The organism is Marinoscillum sp. HNIBRBA16962, assembly GCF_057801515.1.
On record NZ_CM173603.1, the window covers coordinates 2,431,329 to 2,450,429 of the forward strand.

Here is a 19,101-nt window from a genome sequence, read left to right on the forward strand (position 1 = left end):
GAAAACGCACTTTAAACCGAAAGAAATACTCGACGAAGCAAAGATAGTAAAAGATTAAAACTATGATTATGTTTATAAAAAATTGTATTATTTGAAGTTTGTAATCTTGGTATAGTTAAATAGACTATTTGAATTATAATAAAATAGGGATACTATCTTGCCAGTAAAATGGAACCGGTTTGATTGTTGTCACTATTTTCACACTTTAAAATAAAGTAATAAATTCCTTCAGGAGCCGGCGAACTGCCATTATCCAGGTTGCCATTCCAGACACAATTGTTCTCAAAAGGGGAGTCTCCTTTGAAAACATACCGGCCTCTTTCATCCATGATGTAAACAGTACAGCCTTCAAGCGCCCGGGTGTTCAGGATCTCCCAGCAGTCAAACCCCAGTCCATCGCCGTTTGGTGAAAAGGATTTTCTGGGGATAACTCCCGGAGTTCTGATCACTATTGTAGCGGTAGTCTCGCATCCGTTTATTGCATCGGTTCCTGTTACAGTTATAGTTGTGTACTCAGCACGAGGAATGGCTGTAACGGTTTCTGTGGTAGTGTTGTCTAGAATTTCTGCCGGAGTCCATGTGTAATCGGATCCATTTTGTGCCATTAGCGTCACTGAAGCCGTGCCGTCTGCCAGGGTGATGGTATCGTTTATGATCTCGGCACCAGAGGAACTAATTGTTATTTGTGAGTTGGCGTAGTTGGAGACCTGCGCGGTGATCCCGGATACCGTGCAACCAATGTCAGTTACTACGTCCGCAGTGAGTGTTACAGTGCTTTCACCTCTTGCTGTTGTGGCATTAGCCGTATCCTGATCACTGATTATCTCTCCATTTGTCATCCATTGGTAAGATTGATAGCCTGAAGGCAGGCGCAAAGTGATGGTATCGTTAGGGCATTTTTCTCTTGAACCGGCATCAGGTGTAATGAGCGCTTCCAGGTCTGCAGCAGCGGGCAGGTCAGAAACGGTTACCGTAAAGGTCTCTGTATCGGAGCACGCATCTACATCGGTGTAGTCTGTAGTGAGCGAAACTATGAAATCGCCAGCTGTTGCATAGGCGTGCGTTACATCTGTTCCGTTTTCCGTTGGGCTCCCATCTCCGAAATCCCAGGTATAATCTAAAGCAAATCCTGACTCTCCGGTTGAGGTTGCTGACAGAGCGAGATCTACGTTGACGCATATCTCACTTGCAGCAGTAAAGGAGCTGGCAGGAGCAGGTACGGAAGTTACTGAGTAGGAAGGGGTGACGGATTCACACCCGGAAGCGCTACTCGTCATGGTTACGGAGTAATCTCCGGTTGTATTTGCAGTATATGTATTGGAAGTTTCTCCGGAGATGTCCCCGGATCCATCTGCCCACTGGTAGGTGAATCCGTCGTATAGAGGAACCTGAAGGGTAGTGGTTCCTCCGGCGCAAAAGTTGTCTGAGCCCAAATTCCCAATGGATGCCGTGGGATTTTCATCAATTGCTACGGTGATTGTTCCTTCATCACTCACACATCCTGTTCCCTGGACTCTCAAACTATACTCCCCTGCATCAGCAGAAGAAGCCCCGGATATGGTCAACGAATTGGTTGATTGCTCCAACTCCGTGCCGTCTGGCAGGGTCCAGAAATAAGTTGTTTCTCCCGCCGGACCTGAGAGCGTGAAATCAGTTCCGCTACAGATTGTACCCGTATTGCTATTAGAGATAGTAGGGGTAGCCGGAGGAGTTCCTCCGGTTATGGTAAATACTTGCTGTGACGTGTTTTCTCCTGCTCCGGCGCAGCTTCCGTCATTAGACTGGATGGTTACTTCAACAGTAGCAGTTGATCCGGAGTTAACAGTAACATCCGCATTATCACCATTCCCGGTTATTGATGCATCCCCACTGACTATGTTCCAGGTGTAAGTCGCTTCTACAGTTTTAGTGGCATATACAGTAAAAGGACTACCTGTGCAAAAGGTCAGATCAGTGGGAGTGATGGCAGGGCTAAAACAGTTTCGGTTGATGATGGTAGTAAATTGCCCTGGGGAATCGGTAATACTATTATGAGAAAAACCGAAATCAGGTTTTGCATCACCATTGAAATCAACAGCGTCTATGTTTCTGACATTGTCGGTGGTTGATACCTGCACAGCAGGATCAAATGAGATAGATCCCGATGAAGTATTTATAAAAACATCAACCTGGCCTGACACAGATGCTGTTGCTATATCCGTTAGTCCATCGCCATTGAAATCAGCTGTCGCTATTCCCCATGGGGTTGTAGCAGTAAGCAATACACTTGTACCAAATGACAGTGCTCCTCCTGAAGTGGTGTTGGGAATAAGAAAAACATCGTTATCTAACCGGTCGGTCGTTACAATGTCAAGCATATTGTCACCATTGAGATCAACAACTACTGTCTCCACTCCACTTACTGAGACACCTGCACCTATGGGAGATGAAAAGTTCACACTACCATCAGAACTTATGTTCTTTAGTATATATAGGTCCGAATTACCCTGCCCGAAAGGGTCAAAAGTTGTGGTAATCAAATCAGGCAGGCCATCTCCATTCATATCACCTACAGCAAGAGATCCTGTGGATGACGGGCCAGGAACCACAACTTGCGAAGGGGTTGTATTAAAACTAATAGCTCCTCCTGTTGTACTGGTTGTATTCAGGTAAATGAATATGCTGTTATCACTATCATTACCTACCACGAGATCATTCATTCCGTCACCATCAATGTCAGCAATTAAAATCTTTCTGGCATTCCGGTTATTTCCATTATCGAGGGTGGGAATTTTCTCAGCAAAGTCTTTTGTGTTTATTGTGATACTCCCAGGTGTAGAGGTGTTTCGGAAAACGAAGACACTTTGAGTAGCTGTAGCATTGTTGTTACTAAAAACCAGGTCGGGGAGACCATCTCCGTTTAAATCTCCACAATCGGTGTTGACGGTGTTTTGACCATTTGAGATGTTTGTTCGGGTAAAACTTGTAGCGGTAACGGTGCTTGTGTTTCGAAAGATGGAAACATCCACATCATCCAGGTTACTTAAGGCTGCATCAACCAAACCGTCACCATCAAAATCACAAGTGCAGATATCATAGGTTTGGTTACTTTCGGTGTTATTATTTTGCTGGGCATCAAGTCCTGAAGTAACGAAATCACTTCCTCCATAGCTAATGGCAAATTTTTGAGTCGAACCACCACTCAGCCCGGTCGTCAGATCCAATACGGTAACAGGAGCTACTGTTGCTGAGGCGGGGACGGTCACTTCCAGTTGGTTGGCTGCAGCGGCCGTAACCGTTGCTACTCCGGCTCCAAAATTCACCTGAACATCGCCCGTATTTGCAGGAAACCCCGAGCCGGTGATCGTGATTGTTTCACCTACTGCGCCAGAGGTTTTACTGAGGCTGTTTATAACCGGACGCTGCTGCGCGATCGTGATGATACAGGTCATCCAGATGCTTATTCCCAGTAAGTATTTTAAGTAGCTCATTTTTTTCCTGTTTGAAAGTTAACTAAACTGCCGTGACTGAACTCCCCCCAGCTCCCTCAGGAAGAGGGGGTGATTTCGTTAATATTTGTTGTTTCTACCATTCCTTATTGATCGCTTAAGATTGAACAGTGTCCCCCTTTGGAGCGGTCCGACCTGTCGGGGGATTAAGGGGGAGGTCTTGTTCCCTTTTCTCAATTACTGAAAGAAGATGACTTCTGACGCTTTCTATATGATTCAGGATTTCTTCATCTTCATGCCTAATAACTAAAAAGCCAGGTTTTTCCAATTCGCTCTGCCGGATTTCATCTCTTTCAGCTACTGTTTCATAACTATGTGTAATTCCATCAACCTCAATAATTATTTTCAGGGGAATACACATGAAATCTGCTATATACTTTCCAACCGGTCGTTGCCTTCGGAATCCATATCCCAGTGACTTTCCTCTAAGTACATATTTCCACAGACATGCTTCAGCCTTGGTCATATTTTTCCGAAGAGCACCAGCTCTTTCTTTTAGAATGGGATTATAATGGCTGTAGCTGTTTGTTTTCATTTTATCTCTATTGTTTCTATATATTTTAGATCAGTGACTGTACCCCCCAGCCCCCTCCGGAAGAGGGGGAGAGATCAATCATTTACCTTTAAAACCCAAACCTTGGTCAGACCTGAATTTTTGCGAATTCGGTTCTTTTCTTTGAGGGCTGTCTCAATGTTGTCAGACTCAAAGATGACTACATAATAGTATCCCCTGGCAGTGAGGTATCCTAATTTCACTTCGTGGAAACCTTTCTGGAATAGTTCATCACTATAGCTGTCGGCATTGGTGAAGCTTTCAAAAACGCCTCCCACTACATAATTACCTGCAGGCAATTCAAGGCGATGAGTGCCACGGGTTACCTCAAGTGGCTTGTCTGAATTTGCGAGCTCTTCCGTAGTTCTGAAATCATTTGTCAGCTCCGGGTCGCCTTTTTCTACCTCTTCAGGCTCAGGTTCCACTACGGGCTCTTCTTCGACCTGCTGATCCACTACAGATGCTTCCTCTGTTTCCGGTTCTTTCTCTACAATGGGTTCTTCTACGACAGGCTCTTCTTCAGGTTCAGTCACGGGTTCTGCTTCACTTTCTATTGTGATCCTGGCATTGGCCATAGACATGGCTGTAGAAACATTATGATCCAGCTCATCCGCCTCTTGTTCAGACATGATCTCATCCCAGATGATCAGTGTCTCTTTTTCACCGGTATCAAACGTACGAACCCATTTTATTCCCGCTTCTTTTGTGCCATCGGGTTTGATTCTGATGAGCGGTTCTTCCGTAGGGTCGGCAATTTCATACGTTTCTACTTTGACGCCTGGCGGAGGGGGTGGAAGCCAGCTAAATACTACTTCTTTTTCTCCCTGCTCATTGGTCCGGTCAAACTTTATACCCCGTTCGGTCTCACCAAATTTATTGATCCGCTCAACCGGGTCATTTTCTTTTTCATAGCTCCAGTTGGTGGCTTTGGGTTCAGGTTTTGGCTCTTCTGTTTCATCCTGCTGTACGATACTGAGCTCATCGTCGTCTGAGGTCTCCTGTGCAGCCGCCCGGCTTCTCTGCAGGGCCTGCAACCGGCGCTGACGCTCCAGCTCCTCTTCACGAGCCCGTTCCTCAGCCGACTTTCGATGACTTTTTATGAACGAAGACACATGCTCTGCATGTTTTTTTCTGGTCCCTAAATGGTACCCGATATGGATTTCATGGCTGGGCCCTGCCAGGGATGCTGTACTTGGGTTTCCGTACTCATAGGCATAACCTATACCGATTTTTTCAAATAATTTGGCTCCAAGCAACCCGACAAACCCTGCATCCTGCCGGTAGGTTCCTCCCACCCATACAATGTGATACAGGTGGAAAATCAGTGTGGCTTCATACTGGTCTTTCAGGAATTTATGGTACCGGTAGATCACATGAGGTTCCACAGCCAGGTCGTCGCTTATGTGACCTCTGTAATTCATTTTAAAAAGCATATTATCCTGGGGAGTAACCCGAACGGGCGTGGCGCTTTCGGTTGTGATCAGGTCATAGCTAAATAATGATGGGAGTGACACACCAACGTTAAAATGATTAAAATGGTAGGTTATTCCAAAATCCCCCAGGTAAAAAACCTGGTTGTCTATCAGGTCAGCGAAAGCCGGATCAGTAGGGGAGTCAAATTCACCAAAATTCAGTGTGTTGTTTCCGGCTCCCAGAGATAAGCCAAATCGTAAAAAATGCTCTCTGTCAAGGCTGATCAGATAACTACCGGAGAGTTTTCCGCCACTTTGAGTATAAAGTCCTGCCGATTCGTTGTAGGCCAGTCCGCCAATAGAGATGCCTCCCTTCAGCGGCACATGAAAGTTAGCATTCATCAATGTTGGAGCGTCACTGATCCCTGCCCACTGTTTTTTGTAGGTAAAGAACATAACCGTATGTCCTTCTACTCCGGCGTAAGCGGGATTGTAGATGTAGGGGTTCATAAAGAATTGGTTGTAAACCTTTGGGAGTTGCTGGGCAACTCCGGCAAACGATACAACACATAACACGATTATCCCCAATAGTTTATTCATACACGAAAGATACCTGTTTTGTCGCACTGGTAATTTAGTAAAAAGTGAGCTATTTGACTCAAACGCACCATAACCAGCTAAATTATGAAATAATTGACGGTTTTAGGGTAATTTTTCTAACAATAAACAGTTTATAAATATTAGTAAGCTGATATTTTTTCTGTAAAAAATCTATTTTCCAACCTTAATTACTGTTTCTCTTTTGTTATAATTACACCATAGATAAATTGTGTTGATGCGATTTTTGATTTCTGCAATAGTGTTGTTTGGGTTTGCGAGCGCCTATGCCCAATACTGGATAGGTCCTAAAGTGGGCTTGCAAAGGACTGATTTCATCTATCACGATGAGGATTACAAGAAAGATTCGTTTAATGTAAGGGCTGACTATGGATTTCACGCCGGGGCAGTAGTGATCTACCAGGCCACGGATAAGTATGCGGTAAAAGGGGAACTGCTTTGGGAGCGACTGACCAAGGTAGTGACTGAACAAGATGATAGTGACATCCCGGTATACAGCAAATCAAACTATAATTACCTTTCTATCCCATTTTCACTTCGATGGAACTTTGGCCACCAGCCTGTTCACTTCTATGTGGGTGGGGGGCCTAAGATCAGTTATTTCCTTGGAGGCACCGGTCTTTTAGACCTGGATGAGTTTGATGAGGCCAGTGGCGAGCCCAAGGATTATCGGTTTGTTTTCCGTCAGTCCAAAAGCAATGGTACTACCCGCCTGGCGGTCCCGGCGGCAAACCGTTTTCAGTATGCCCTGGTAGCTAATGCAGGTTATTTCCTGGATCTTCGGGGTGGATCCAGACTGAGCGTTGACTTTCGGTATGCATTTGGTCATTCCAATGTTGGGTTTAACAATAATCCCGATTTCAATGGGTTTGTCTCCTACAGTGAAAATTTCCGATATCGCCAAAATATTTTTTCGATTTCCATAGCCTACCTGCTTGAGTACGATGTGCAGCTTCAGCGAAAAGGATCCAGTACCAATAAGCTCAGCAATAAGAGCAATAAGAAGAGAAGGCGAGTTAAGAAGGATAATTAGTTATTGGTGATTGGTTGTTAGTTATTGGTTATTAGTTATTGGTGATTGGTTATTAGTGATTGGTTAATTGGTTAATTGGTGATTGGTTAATGTAACCTGCAACCCGCAACAACAATAGGCAGTGATTAGTAGGCAGTAGGCACAGACAGTAAGCAGTAGGCAATTTGCAGGGAGTAATAGGTAAGCAGTAATCAGTGGTCGATCAATCCCCCCAATGGTATTAAGTTAAGGTCACTCCAGAATGGAGTCTTTGGTATTTTGAGCATTTTCGTTCTAGTAATTCATAGATTCTATCCAGATGGAATCCCGGATGGAATCCCGGATGGAATCACTGGAATGACTGATCTTTTCAGAGCAATAAACCTTAACTTAATACCATTGATAATCCCCCAGGGGGATAGATATAGGTGCGTAACTTCGCAACCGTAACAACTCGCAACACGCAACCTTCGTAACTTCGCAACTCGTAACCCGTGTAACCCGCAACTCAAACACGTTTATGCTGAAAATAGCCTGGTCGCCAGTTTATAATCACCCTCTGCCCGTAAATCACCGCTTTCCCATGATCAAATATGATCTGATCCCCGGGCAGCTTCTGTATAAGGGCACGATCGGCCCATCAAACTTATTTGAACCTGAGGCGCTTGATGAAGCGGTTATTTTGAAGACCCATGACCGGGATTATCTCCAAAGATTAAAGGGTCAAAAACTCACAAGAACTGAGGAACGAAAAACGGGCTTCCCACTCTCTCATGAGTTGGTGAAAAGGGAGATCATTATCATGAATGGTACATTACGCTGTGCATTATTTGCTAAAGAGTATGGAGTGGCTATGAACATAGCCGGTGGAACGCATCATGCATTTAAAGATCGTGGAGAATGGTTTTGTCTCCTAAATGACCTGGCGATCACCGCTAATTATTTTCTCGCAAATCATCTGGCATCCAGGATTTTAATCGTGGACCTGGATGTGCACCAGGGCAATGGGACTGCCAGTATTTTTAAGGCTGACCCGAAGGTTTTTACATTGTAAAAGAAATAAGATCCCGGTGGTGGCCAGTATGGGAGGGGGATACTCCGCGAGGCTGAGTGATATTGTCAATGCACATACAAATACTTTCAGGATGGCGCAGGATTTGTTTTTTTAGCCATTCGTATTATACCCACTTTTCTTTCAATTTAGATCCATTATTCAATACGAGTTATCGGAAATACACATTTTTATATTAAAAAAATACAATTTTAAAACATCGAGACCTGGAATATTTTCATCGAAGAAAATCACTGTTTCGTCGGTTCTTTGTTGATATTAGAAGAAAAGAAACTAGATTTACGACCCAGCCTGAGACAAGCCACTCTCAAAAAAATTAAATTGAGAGTAGAATAAATCCGGTTTTATGCCGGTACTTTTAGTTTAGAAAACGTTGCGCAACTGTGATTAAGTCATTTTTAGCTTTCCTTGGCGGTGAGCCCGGTGAAGAAAAGCCAATGCTCCTGTTATTGGGCATGGGGTTCTTTATGGGGATTTTTCTCGCCACCTATCAGATCGGTTCCGAGACACTTTTCCTTAATGTTTTAGGAGAGTCCTATCTTGATGTTGCGTTTTTCACAGCTGGTGGATTGGGTATTTTCTCTACGGTCCTTTTTGTGTTTCTTCAGCGACGGATAAACTACTCGACCCTCATTGTCTCCAATTTGTTCCTGATCTTCCTTTTTATGGGAGTAATGCGCGCTGCATTTTTCTTTACAAGCTATGATTCTGCAACTGCATCTAAGGACGAATTTCAAATTCTTCCATTCATCATGTTTGTGATGATCGGACCGATTTCAGCTATTACATTGTTGGGTTTTTGGGGGATTTTTGGACGGATGTTTGATCTGAGAGCATCCAAGCGGATCATTGGGGGGATAGACACCGGTGCATTGACGGCTACTATTCTTGCATTTTTTTCTATTCCGTTTATTACCCGCTTGCCGTTTATTGATGAGACTTACGATCTATTATTCGTTTCTGCGCTGGCTTCTTTCGGGGTCTTTTTCTTTACGGTATGGATTGTAAAAGATTTTAATATTGACAGAGCTACCAAAGTAGATAAAGGTGAAGAGAAGCCCAGGGAGGTCAACTTCTTTGACCTTATGAAGGATCCTTACCTTCGGCTGCTTTCATTCTTTTTGGTATTCTCAATGGGAGCAAGTGTTTTCGTGGACTATACCTTCTACTCAGCCACAGAAATCATGTATCCGGATGAAGTGGAGTTGACGAACTTCCTTTCCTTCTTTAGCGGAACCGTCATGATCATGAGTTTCCTGATCCAAAGCTTTGTCAATGATATCATTATCGGGCGGTTTGGGCTCAAGGTGGCACTTATGACTATGCCACTCATTTTGATCCTCTTTACCATAGGGGGTATCGTATCCGGACACTTATACGGATATGAAATTAAAACCGAAGTGTTCATTTTCTTCTTCATGTTTACCGTATGTGCGAAAGCCTTTACAGCGGCATTGAAAGATGCCCTGGAAAGTCCGGCATTTAAGCTCTTCTTCCTTCCGATAGACATCAAGATCCGTTTTGATATTCAGACTCGTATAGAAGGTGTGGTGAACGAGTTTGCCACCCTGGTTGCCGGCGCCATACAGATAGGATTGGGATTACTCACCTTCTTTGAGCTCATTCATTACTCATATTTCATTCTCGGCCTGGCCGGGATGGTTGTATTCCTTTCCGGAAAACTGTTTAGTCAATATAAAAAGACTCTGAAGCTTACACTGGAGCAGCAGAAAAAAGCGCTGAAAGGAGAAGGCACGCGTAATGAACACAGCACTATAAATCTTGTCAAAAATGAGCTTACTGAAAAAGATGCTGAAAAAACCATAGTAGCGCTCCGCGTACTGGAAAAGCTGGAGCCTATACAGTTTGAGTATGTTTTGCTTGACCTTTTAAATTCTAAGCAGGCTACAGTACGAAAATATGCTTATGAAAAGCTGGATGAGTACCTTGCCTTTAACGCATTGGACATCATCAAAACGGATGTGAAAACAGAGGGAGATGAGGAGGCGCTGAAGGCGGGTGAAAGGTGCATCAAAAACCTGGAGGCGGCGGAGGCTTTTCAGCTAACAGACGAAAGCATTCGCCAGCTGATCCGCTCCACAGAAGCTAAAGACCGTGTCCGCGGAGCCAGGCTTTTGGTGAAGTCCACAGAGGATAAGCATCTGCCGTACCTTCTCGAACTCCTGAGGGATATTAATCCCCAGGTGCGCACCGCAGCTATGACTACAGCAGGAAAACTCAGAAGACCTGAAATATGGCCGATACTGGTGGAAAACCTGCACCTGGCTACTTACTCGAATGCGGCCATGGCTGCTTTGACCATTTCAGGAGAAGCTGCCTTCCATACCATCGATACCTCCTTTTATAAGACCGGTCAATATAAAGCTACCATGATCAGGATCGTTCAGTTGCTAGGCCGTATTGGGGGTAAAGGGGCCATAGATCTGCTGTGGAAAAAAATAGATTTTCCGGATAAAAAGATTGTATCAGAAATACTCCTTTCACTCAGCTACATCGGTTTTGCTGCCCGGGATTTTCAGGCTGCCCGAATAAAAATTGCGGTGGAATCTGAGATAGGAGATATTGCCTGGAACATCAAGGCAGTGCAGGATGTCCCTGAAGATGATGATCTCGACCTGATGATCCGGGATGCATTCAGGGAGGAAGACAAGCGGAATTACGACAACATTTTCATGTTGCTGGGAATGATCTATGACCCTCAGAATGTAGTGCTTGTCAAAGAGAACATTCAGGATGGAACTACTGAGAGCATTACCTTTGCAGTAGAGCTGCTGGATATTTTTGTGGAGGAGGAGCTAAAACCCAAGCTGATCCCGGTAATGGATGACTTAAAAGTAGAGGATCGGCTGGCTAAACTCCAGAATTATTATCCACCGGAAGATTTTGAATCGTATCAGGATCTACTCCTCCAGATCATTAACCGGGATTATAACCGTATCAACCGGTACACAAAGGCGCTTGCCTTTTTTAAGATCAGCAGAATGGAGGGGCATGAGGTTACAGCTGACCTGATTGCTAACCTGTTTAACCCGGATCCGCTATTACTTCAGACAGCAGCATATACGATTTATCACATAGATAAAGAAGCTTATCATCACCACACGCTCAGGCTGAAGCCATCAATGAAGAAAGAACTTGATCGCGCCATATTGCCGCCTGTTTTCCGTGGAGAAGATGAAGATTATCACCAAAAGCTTTTACTTATTGAGCGTGTTTTATTATTAAAGAGCATGCCGGAGTTTACCAGGATACCCGGAGAGATGGTGACTTACCTTTCGGAAGCGCTGGAGGAAATACGCGTACCGGGGGGCACTTCCATCATAGAAGAGGGGGAGCCGGGTAACGCTCCTTTATATATCGTATTAAACGGTACAGTAAGCATCTACAAAGGGGACGAGCTTGTTACCGAAAAAGAACGAAAAGGGGTGTTTGGTCATGAGCTGGTGTTAGCAACCAATAAGTTTGATTACACGGCTTTGGCAAAGGTAGAATGTACGCTGCTGGTACTCAGAAAAGAAGAGTTGTTGGATTTGATGTCTAAGTATATAGAGATAATGGAATCCTATTTGGCGATTTTGAATCATGAAGAATTAAAAGAAGAGCATGAAGAAATTGCAGACATTCTGCTAAGTGTTTAAAAAAGTTAATAATTGAAAAAAAACTCATTGCCTAACTAAAAAGAAATGGAATTAAAAAACGGGATACTTCTATGCTTCTCGGAGGAGGATAACCAGCCTATAGAAGGTGGACTGAAAGGTTGGGTCTCTAATTTCCATAAGTTCCTGTCCACCTTGCTGTCGCAGATCTCCAGGGAAACTCCTGAAATACATCTTGCTTCAGAAGGTGAGCTTGAGAAGGTGGATCTGTCCGAATTTGCCGTTGTAATATTGGTATGTACGCCAGCATTAGCAAGGAATAAGGATTTTCTGAAGGAGATAAATGATTACGGTAAGTCTCTCATTTCTTCTGATAAGCTAATGGTAGAGGGGATACCCCGGATATTTAAAGTCCACAAGGCTCCGTTTGACGAGGATTTGTACTTTCCCCGGTTTCAAAACCTTATTTCGTACGACTTTTTCATGGTGGACCCGCTTTCAGGCGAAGCCCAGGAATTCAGACGGTTTTTCGGTAGTGATGCCGAACGCTCCTACTGGATGAAGCTGGTAGATATGGCTTATGATATCAACCAGATCCTGTCTACCGAATCCCTGGTGGCAAAGAAGAAAACCGAGGCTGATGCGGTGCCCAGGGAAAAGACGGTGTACCTGGCCAGCACAGGAGTCGATATGGTTATCCAGCGAGATATTATTAAGCGGGAGCTGATCCGCCACGGATATAAAGTGCTGCCTCAGCACACCTTACCTAAGGAGGTAGAACCCCTTGAGAAGATGATCAAAGAGGATCTGGTTAAGTGCCGGCTCTCTATACACATCGTAGGAGAGGATTATGGCTACAGGCCAAAAGGCTCAGAGATCTCGGTCGTAGATATCCAAAACCGGATAGCCTCCAACCACACTTACGACATGGTGGAGTACAATAAAACTGCGAGCGAAAAGAAGCTGTTTAGCAGGCTTATTTGGTTGTCTCCCGATCTTAAAAATGTGACTGAGCGTCAAAAAATATTTATTGAAGACCTGAAGAGCGATGCTGCGTCTCTTGAAGAAGCCGAAGTGTTGCAGATCACCCTGCCTGAACTCAAGTCGATTATACGGGAAGAGCTGGTAACGGGCGGTCGTTTCAATACTCAGCGTGAGATCAAAGGATATGAGCCCGCAGAAGAAGGCGACTCCAAGATTATCTACCTGATTCACGACAGGTCAGACAAAAAAGAATCTAAGCCACTACATGATTACCTGGAAAAAACAGGATACAAAGTGGTAGAGCCAAGCTTTGATGGCGATCTGGTGGATATTCGGTATATCCATCAGGAAAACCTGCGTCGCTGTGACGCCTCCATTATTTACTATGGAAAAGCCAAAGAAGCCTGGATAAAAACGAAACTACAGGATTTGCTAAAGGCTCCCGGGTTTGGAAGGGAGAAAAAACTCCAGGCTAAAGCCGTCTATATGGATGGCCCAAAGAGCGTGGATTTAGAACATTATGAAAAAAACAATGCCCTGGTTTTAGGCAATAATGGCGGGTTTAAACCCGAACATCTGAAACCTTTTCTAACCCAACTAGAAAAGTCATGAGTGAAAAAGAAACAAACATCGAGCAAGGTCAGGATATCGTAGATATTACGGAGCTGATCAACCCGTTTCCCGGTCTCAGGCCGTTCGGAATTGAGGAAGGTCACCTGTTTTTTGGCCGGGAAGGCCAGAGTGATGAGGTGCTCGTAAAGCTCGCTGAAAACAAATTTGTAGGAATACTGGGCGCATCGGGTTCCGGTAAGTCTTCCTTCATGTACTGCGGCTTGGTGCCCAGTCTGGTGGGCGGATTTATGACCGAGGCTGGTTCCAACTGGCGGGTCGTGGTAGCGCGCCCCGGAGGCGGGCCGATCGACAACCTGGCCGAAGCCCTGCTGATCAAAGATAAAGCCTATTCCAATCTCTCAGAAGAGGATAAGCTGATCAAGAAAACGATCATAGGTACTGTTTTGCGTAGTAGCTCGCTGGGATTGGTTGAGGTTATCAAGCAGCTAAAAACCGATGACGATCAGAATATGCTGGTAGTAATTGACCAGTTTGAGGAGCTATTCCGTTTCAGAAAGCTGGAGGCTGCTACCTCAGATATGGATGAATCGTCAGCATTTGTGAATTTGCTGCTGGAGGCTATTCATCAATATGAAGAACCTATCTACGTCGCTTTGACCATGCGGTCAGACTTTATTGGCGAGTGTGCCAAATTCCCTGATCTCACCCAGGTGATCAATGATTCACACTACCTCATCCCTCAGATGACCCGGGATCAGAAGCGATCGGCTATTGAAGGCCCGGTGGCTGTAGGAGGTGGTAAGATTGCTTCGCGACTCACTCAGCAGTTGCTTAATGATGTAGGGGATAACCCTGATCAGCTTCCCATCCTTCAGCATGCGCTGATGCGGACCTGGTCTTACTGGGTGGAAAACCGTAAAACCGGGGAACCAATGGATCTAAGGCATTATAACTCCATAGGTACCCTGAAAGAGGCCCTCTCTCAGCATGCAAACGAAGCCTATGACAACCTGTCCAAACGTGAGAAGGAGATTGCGGAGGTCATGTTTAAGGCACTGACGGAGCGGGGTAGTGAAAATCAGGGAATTCGTCGACCGACCAAATTAGGTACGATTGCCAGTATTGCAGGAGTTTCTGATGATGAAGTCATCAATGTTGTGGAGAAATTCCGCGAGCCCGGCAGGTCCCTGTTGATGCCACCGTATGGAGTGAGGCTGGAGGCTGATACCGTAATAGATATCTCCCACGAGAGTCTGATGCGTATCTGGGACCGGCTGAAACGATGGCTGGATGAAGAATCCAAGGCTTCTGAAATGTATCTGAAGCTTTCAGAGGCTGCAGAGCGCTTCCAGGAAGGAAAAGCATCACTCTGGAAAATGCCTGACTTACAGCTCGCGCTTAACTGGAGAGAAGAAAACAACCCGACCCTCGTTTGGGGGCAGCGCTACAATCCGGCTTTCGAGCGGACGATGGTATTTCTGGAGACCTCTGAGAAGGCTTACCTTACTGACCAGCGAAACCAGGAGATCCTTCAGAAACGGAAGGTGCGTAACATGCGGATCTTTGCGGTGGTGCTTGGTCTTGCCACGCTGATCTGTTTATTCCTGGTGGTGTTGGCGAATATCCGGTCCAATGAGGCAGTTAAGCAGGAAGCTTTGGCTAAGGAGGCTGCAGCAGAGGCTGCAGCAAACCAGGATCGAGCTGAAAGAGAGGCAGCAAGAGCAGTAGAAGCACAGGCATTGGCAGAGAAAGAGCAAAAAATTGCTCAGGAGCAAAGAGACAGAGCCGAACAGCAAACTATAATAGCACAGGAACAAAGATCTGAAGCCGAAAAACAAAGAATTGCTGCCGAAGAAGCAAAAGATGAAGCCCAGGAGCAACAAAAAATTGCGGCACAAGAACGTGATAATGCGCAAGAGCAAGAGCGATTGGCAAAAATTGCAAAAGAACGAGCCGACCAGCTTCGTCTCCAGTCCATTGCCCAGTCCATGGCGATCAAGGCCACCAAGATCCTGGGGGATAAGGAGCTGAAAGGTGTGGTGGCCCGGCAGGCGTATGATTTTTATGAAGAGTACAAAGATGAACATAAACCATACAACGGTGATATTCATTCCGGGGTGTATTATGGATTGCGAGGACTTTTAGATAAGGATTACCTCGAATCAGATGACCGGTTTATAGGCGACGTATTACTTAATCAGTACCGGGGACATTTCCCGATCGTCAATAAGTTTGGCCAGGAGCAGCAGGTGGGAGTGCGTGCTGTAGCTTACAGCAATGATGGCAATACCATGTATTCTGTGGGTAGTGACGGCCGTCTTGTGGAGTGGGATGTGAGTGGAGAATCCAAAGATAGCTTTAAGGATCTTATGGATAAGGACATTCTGATCAGAACCCTGGAACTTAGTCCAAGCGGACGATATATAGCTATAGGGACGAATCAAAATCATATCATGGTGGTTGATCTTCAAAATCGTTCAGCAGAACCTACAGTGCTCCGCGGACATGTAGGGGGAACTATTTTTGACCTGGTTTTTGTAAACGATAATCAGCTACTTTCCACTGGCGCAGATAGTCGTATTTTGATGCACTCCATGAATACCAAGTCAAATACTGAGGTCTTCAGGACAGGGTCATTCGTGAAGGCTATGGATATTGCTTCCGATGGAAATACGCTAGCGGCTGGTACTGACGGGGGAGAGGTGATATTGATCGATTTGAATGACCAGGATGCACAACCAAGACGGGTATATCGTCGCGAGGGAGGGCAGGTACATTCACTAGACTTCAATAGTACCGGAACACGCCTGGCAATGGGTGATGGAGAAGGCGATATTGTTATTTGGGACCTGGAGGAAAAGCATAAATGGGGTGTAACACTCACAGGGTTTATCAGTGGGGTTTCGGATGTACAGTTTAGTCCTGACGACAGCTTATTGGTGGGCGCAAGTGCTGATGGTACAGCCCGTATGTGGGACCTGAATAACATTTATGACCTGCCTACAGTCTTTGACGACCATGAGGACTGGATCTGGGATATTGACTTTCACCCGGAAGGCAACAGGTTTATGACCGCCTCTGAGTCCGGAGTGATCCGATTGTTTTATACAAAGGCTGATTACTACGCAGATCAGATCTGTGGGTTACTGACAGAGAATATGAGCCCGACAGAATGGAGACAGTACGTGGCTGAGGAACGTGAGATCCCATATGTATATACCTGTGAAGGATTACCTAAAGGAGAGGAAGCAGAATAACTTATGAAGAACCTTTTACTTATTACCGCCTTTTTGTGCCTCGTTTCCGGGGCTTACAGTCAGACCTGTACACAACGGCTTAATCAGGCTGAGGATGATTATGAAGCAGGACGTTTGCTGAATATCCCTTCTACCATTCAGCTTTGCCTCGACGATGAAGGCTTCTCCAAAGAGGAAGAGATCAGGGCTCGTAAGCTCCTGACACTTGTTTATATTTTTACAGACCAGCAGGGAAAGGCTGAAACGGCGCTGATCAACCTGTTGAGAGCTGATCCGGAACACCGGCTGAATCCGCAGGTTGATCCGGCTGAGCTGTTTTTCCTGTATGAGCAGTTCAGAACTGCTCCGATCTTCCGGATTGGCTTCAAAGCGGGTGTAAATATCTCCCGGATTAATGTGGTGCAGTCTTATTCTACCCGAAACAGTTTGTTTCTCAATACCTTTTACAATGGGAAAGAAGAAGGAGGTATTGGTGAGTTTCAAAGTGGTCAGGGTGTAGGCTATAATGCTGAGCTGACGATTGAGCGGCACTTATGGGAAGGAATAGAGGCTATAGCCGGGATACAATGGCGATTGTCTGAATACAACATAGATATGGAGTCCATTCAGCGGGATGACCGTACCATGACGCCTTTGCGAACTGCCATGACCAACCAGCAGACATACCTGCGGTTCCCATTGATGTTTCGGTACAATTTCTTTTATACCAACCGGGACCAGGTGTTTTTGCCTTATGGTTTTTTGGGCGCCAGCTATGATCAGCTGATCCAGGCCAGCTACTCCAATGGAGAACGGTCCCCGGGTACCACTTATAACGTGACGGATTTTGATCTCCTCAATAGCGGGGTAGTTAACAAACAAAATGTTTCCATCATAGGCGGTATAGGTACCAAAGTGCGTATCAAGACGCATTTTTTAACGGTGGAGGTCCGCTATGACAATAGCAGGCTGAAGTATATCAACCCGGAAAACCGGTGGACCATCCAGGAGTCTGTTTTTGATGCCTCTTTTGTGGAAGATGACCTTGGGCTTGACCTGATTTCCTTTTCCCTGGGATGGACACACAGTATATACAACCCGCAAAAGCTTAAAGAATACAGAGACTAATATGAAATTTACTTGGCTCACATATCTGACTATAATCGGGCTCATAAGTTTGGTAGCCTGTGCACCTTCCAGTGATGACAGTCCTGCTCCGGAGGCCGTTTTTGTAAAGTATTACGGGGATCTGAGTACTCACAGACTCTATGATATCGCCGTACGGGATAATGGCGAGTTTGTACTTTTCGGTACCCGTAAAGTAGATGGGGATCTATTCGGCTCAAACTTTTATATAGCACATACTGATGCCGGAGGAAACTTGTTGCAGGATCTGGTTCTTGATGTAGATCACACAGAAGATATTGCAGCTAAAATAAAGGTTGTTGATGACGGATATTTGATAGTAGGGCATGTAGCTGATCTGGATAATGCATTGCTACCGCAAGCTAAAAAGCTTTACTGGGCACATATTTCAGAAGATCTGACTCTTGATACTTTGACAGGTGACAGGAACCCGGTTTTAAGTCAAATGACCTTGTCGGCATCTGCTCTTAATACCACTGCTGATCCCGAGGATGAAATTGTTGGAACCGATATTCTATTGACTCAAAATGATTCTGTTTTGGTTCTTGGCTATTCGGATGTAGTGGCGCCTAATGAGCTCACCAAGCCCGGTAATCAGCAAAAGCAAATGCTGGTACAAAAAGCATCCCGGGATGGAGGTGTCCGGTGGACCAAAACTGCGGGCTATTCCAACTCTGATGAGACTGCTGTGGCTATTTTTGAGCAGTTTGACGGTTCTATCATCCTCGTAGGGTCAGCTTCAAATGTAGCATCCGGAGAGGGTCATGGCGGGATCAATGTTTGCGCAATGTACTTTAATGCGCAACTAACAGCTCAGAATAATGCTCCATTATTTGGAATTACAATAACGGATATATCGGGTAGTGATATCATGAATTATAATGAGGTTCCGGCGGCCGTTTATCGGTCAAATCCAAATACGGGTAATCTGGTAATAGCGGGGACGTCTTCTTTTGGTCCGTCCAGCTCTCCGTTTATCATGACTGTGACGGAGGGAGGTTCGTTTGTAGACGGAGACACGCTTACCTCAAACTTTTCCCTTGGAAATTCTTTTGGTACAGGGGTTACAAAGACGCTTGCAAATGATCATGTAGTCGTTGGGACGATTGAAAACTGGCGTGACCAGGCCGAAGAAGGTGGAAATGCTTTGACTAAGGGAAATGAGATCATGTTTATCCGCTCCGATCAGTTTAGTACTACCAGACCGCAGTTTAGCCGAAACTTTGGCACGGAAAGCGGGGATGATGAAGCTGCTGCTGTGGTATCTCTTCCTGACGGATCTATTGTCATTGGAGGTACGATAGACTTTGGGAGTGGGGTTTCACTCTTCTCCTTGATGAAAATGAACGATAAAGGCGAACTCAAAGAGTAGGGTAATAATGAGCACTAA

9 protein-coding genes and 1 pseudogene are annotated in these 19,101 nt (G+C 45.2%); 7 read left to right on the forward strand and 3 right to left on the reverse strand.

Annotated elements, in window-relative coordinates:
• Positions 1 to 152: 152 nt before the first annotated feature.
• From AC3E9V_RS10410 to AC3E9V_RS10420, 3 genes are all read right to left on the reverse strand, one after another.
• Positions 153 to 3,470 (reverse strand): FG-GAP-like repeat-containing protein, encoded by a 3,318-nt coding sequence (locus AC3E9V_RS10410; protein WP_488753128.1) that lies wholly within the window; start codon positions 3,468 to 3,470, stop codon positions 153 to 155.
• 115 nt (positions 3,471 to 3,585) lie between these two features.
• Entirely contained in the window at positions 3,586 to 4,023 is a 438-nt protein-coding gene (locus AC3E9V_RS10415) for an endonuclease domain-containing protein (protein ID WP_488753129.1), read from the reverse strand.
• A gap of 74 nt (positions 4,024 to 4,097) precedes the next feature.
• Positions 4,098 to 6,053, reverse strand: a complete 1,956-nt coding sequence (locus AC3E9V_RS10420; RefSeq protein ID WP_488753130.1) for a PorP/SprF family type IX secretion system membrane protein — start codon at positions 6,051 to 6,053, stop codon at positions 4,098 to 4,100.
• A 235-nt stretch (positions 6,054 to 6,288) separates the two neighbouring features.
• Between AC3E9V_RS10420 and AC3E9V_RS10425 the strand changes: the two genes are divergently transcribed.
• From AC3E9V_RS10425 to AC3E9V_RS10455, 7 genes and pseudogenes are all read left to right on the forward strand, one after another.
• Positions 6,289 to 7,104, forward strand: a complete 816-nt coding sequence (locus tag AC3E9V_RS10425; protein ID WP_488753131.1) for a porin family protein — start codon at positions 6,289 to 6,291, stop codon at positions 7,102 to 7,104.
• 499 nt (positions 7,105 to 7,603) lie between these two features.
• A pseudogene (locus AC3E9V_RS10430) lies at positions 7,604 to 8,252 on the forward strand (arginase family protein).
• Positions 8,253 to 8,538: 286 nt separating this feature from the next.
• Positions 8,539 to 11,814 (forward strand): cyclic nucleotide-binding domain-containing protein, encoded by a 3,276-nt coding sequence (locus tag AC3E9V_RS10435; RefSeq protein ID WP_488753132.1) that lies wholly within the window; start codon positions 8,539 to 8,541, stop codon positions 11,812 to 11,814.
• A 45-nt stretch (positions 11,815 to 11,859) separates the two neighbouring features.
• Entirely contained in the window at positions 11,860 to 13,368 is a 1,509-nt protein-coding gene (locus AC3E9V_RS10440; RefSeq protein ID WP_488753133.1) for a hypothetical protein, read from the forward strand.
• Positions 13,365 to 16,586, forward strand: coding sequence for an nSTAND1 domain-containing NTPase (locus AC3E9V_RS10445; protein WP_488753134.1), 3,222 nt, complete (start codon positions 13,365 to 13,367; stop codon positions 16,584 to 16,586). Before AC3E9V_RS10440 ends, AC3E9V_RS10445 begins: the two co-directional genes overlap by 4 nt.
• A gap of 3 nt (positions 16,587 to 16,589) precedes the next feature.
• Positions 16,590 to 17,693, forward strand: a complete 1,104-nt coding sequence (locus AC3E9V_RS10450) for a porin family protein (RefSeq protein ID WP_488753135.1) — start codon at positions 16,590 to 16,592, stop codon at positions 17,691 to 17,693.
• 1 nt (position 17,694) lies between these two features.
• Positions 17,695 to 19,083: a hypothetical protein gene (locus AC3E9V_RS10455; RefSeq protein ID WP_488753136.1), complete on the forward strand. Its 1,389-nt coding sequence runs from the start codon at positions 17,695 to 17,697 to the stop codon at positions 19,081 to 19,083.
• The last annotated feature ends 18 nt before the right edge of the window (positions 19,084 to 19,101 follow it).

Coding starts and splice junctions, on each gene's coding strand:
- AC3E9V_RS10410 (WP_488753128.1), bottom strand. CDS start 3,470: ATGAGCTACTTAAAATACTTACTGGGAATAAGCATCTGGATGACCTGT.
- AC3E9V_RS10415 (WP_488753129.1), bottom strand. CDS start 4,023: ATGAAAACAAACAGCTACAGCCATTATAATCCCATTCTAAAAGAAAGA.
- AC3E9V_RS10420 (WP_488753130.1), bottom strand. CDS start 6,053: ATGAATAAACTATTGGGGATAATCGTGTTATGTGTTGTATCGTTTGCC.
- AC3E9V_RS10425 (WP_488753131.1), top strand. CDS start 6,289: ATGCGATTTTTGATTTCTGCAATAGTGTTGTTTGGGTTTGCGAGCGCC.
- AC3E9V_RS10440 (WP_488753133.1), top strand. CDS start 11,860: ATGGAATTAAAAAACGGGATACTTCTATGCTTCTCGGAGGAGGATAAC.
- AC3E9V_RS10445 (WP_488753134.1), top strand. CDS start 13,365: ATGAGTGAAAAAGAAACAAACATCGAGCAAGGTCAGGATATCGTAGAT.
- AC3E9V_RS10450 (WP_488753135.1), top strand. CDS start 16,590: ATGAAGAACCTTTTACTTATTACCGCCTTTTTGTGCCTCGTTTCCGGG.
- AC3E9V_RS10455 (WP_488753136.1), top strand. CDS start 17,695: ATGAAATTTACTTGGCTCACATATCTGACTATAATCGGGCTCATAAGT.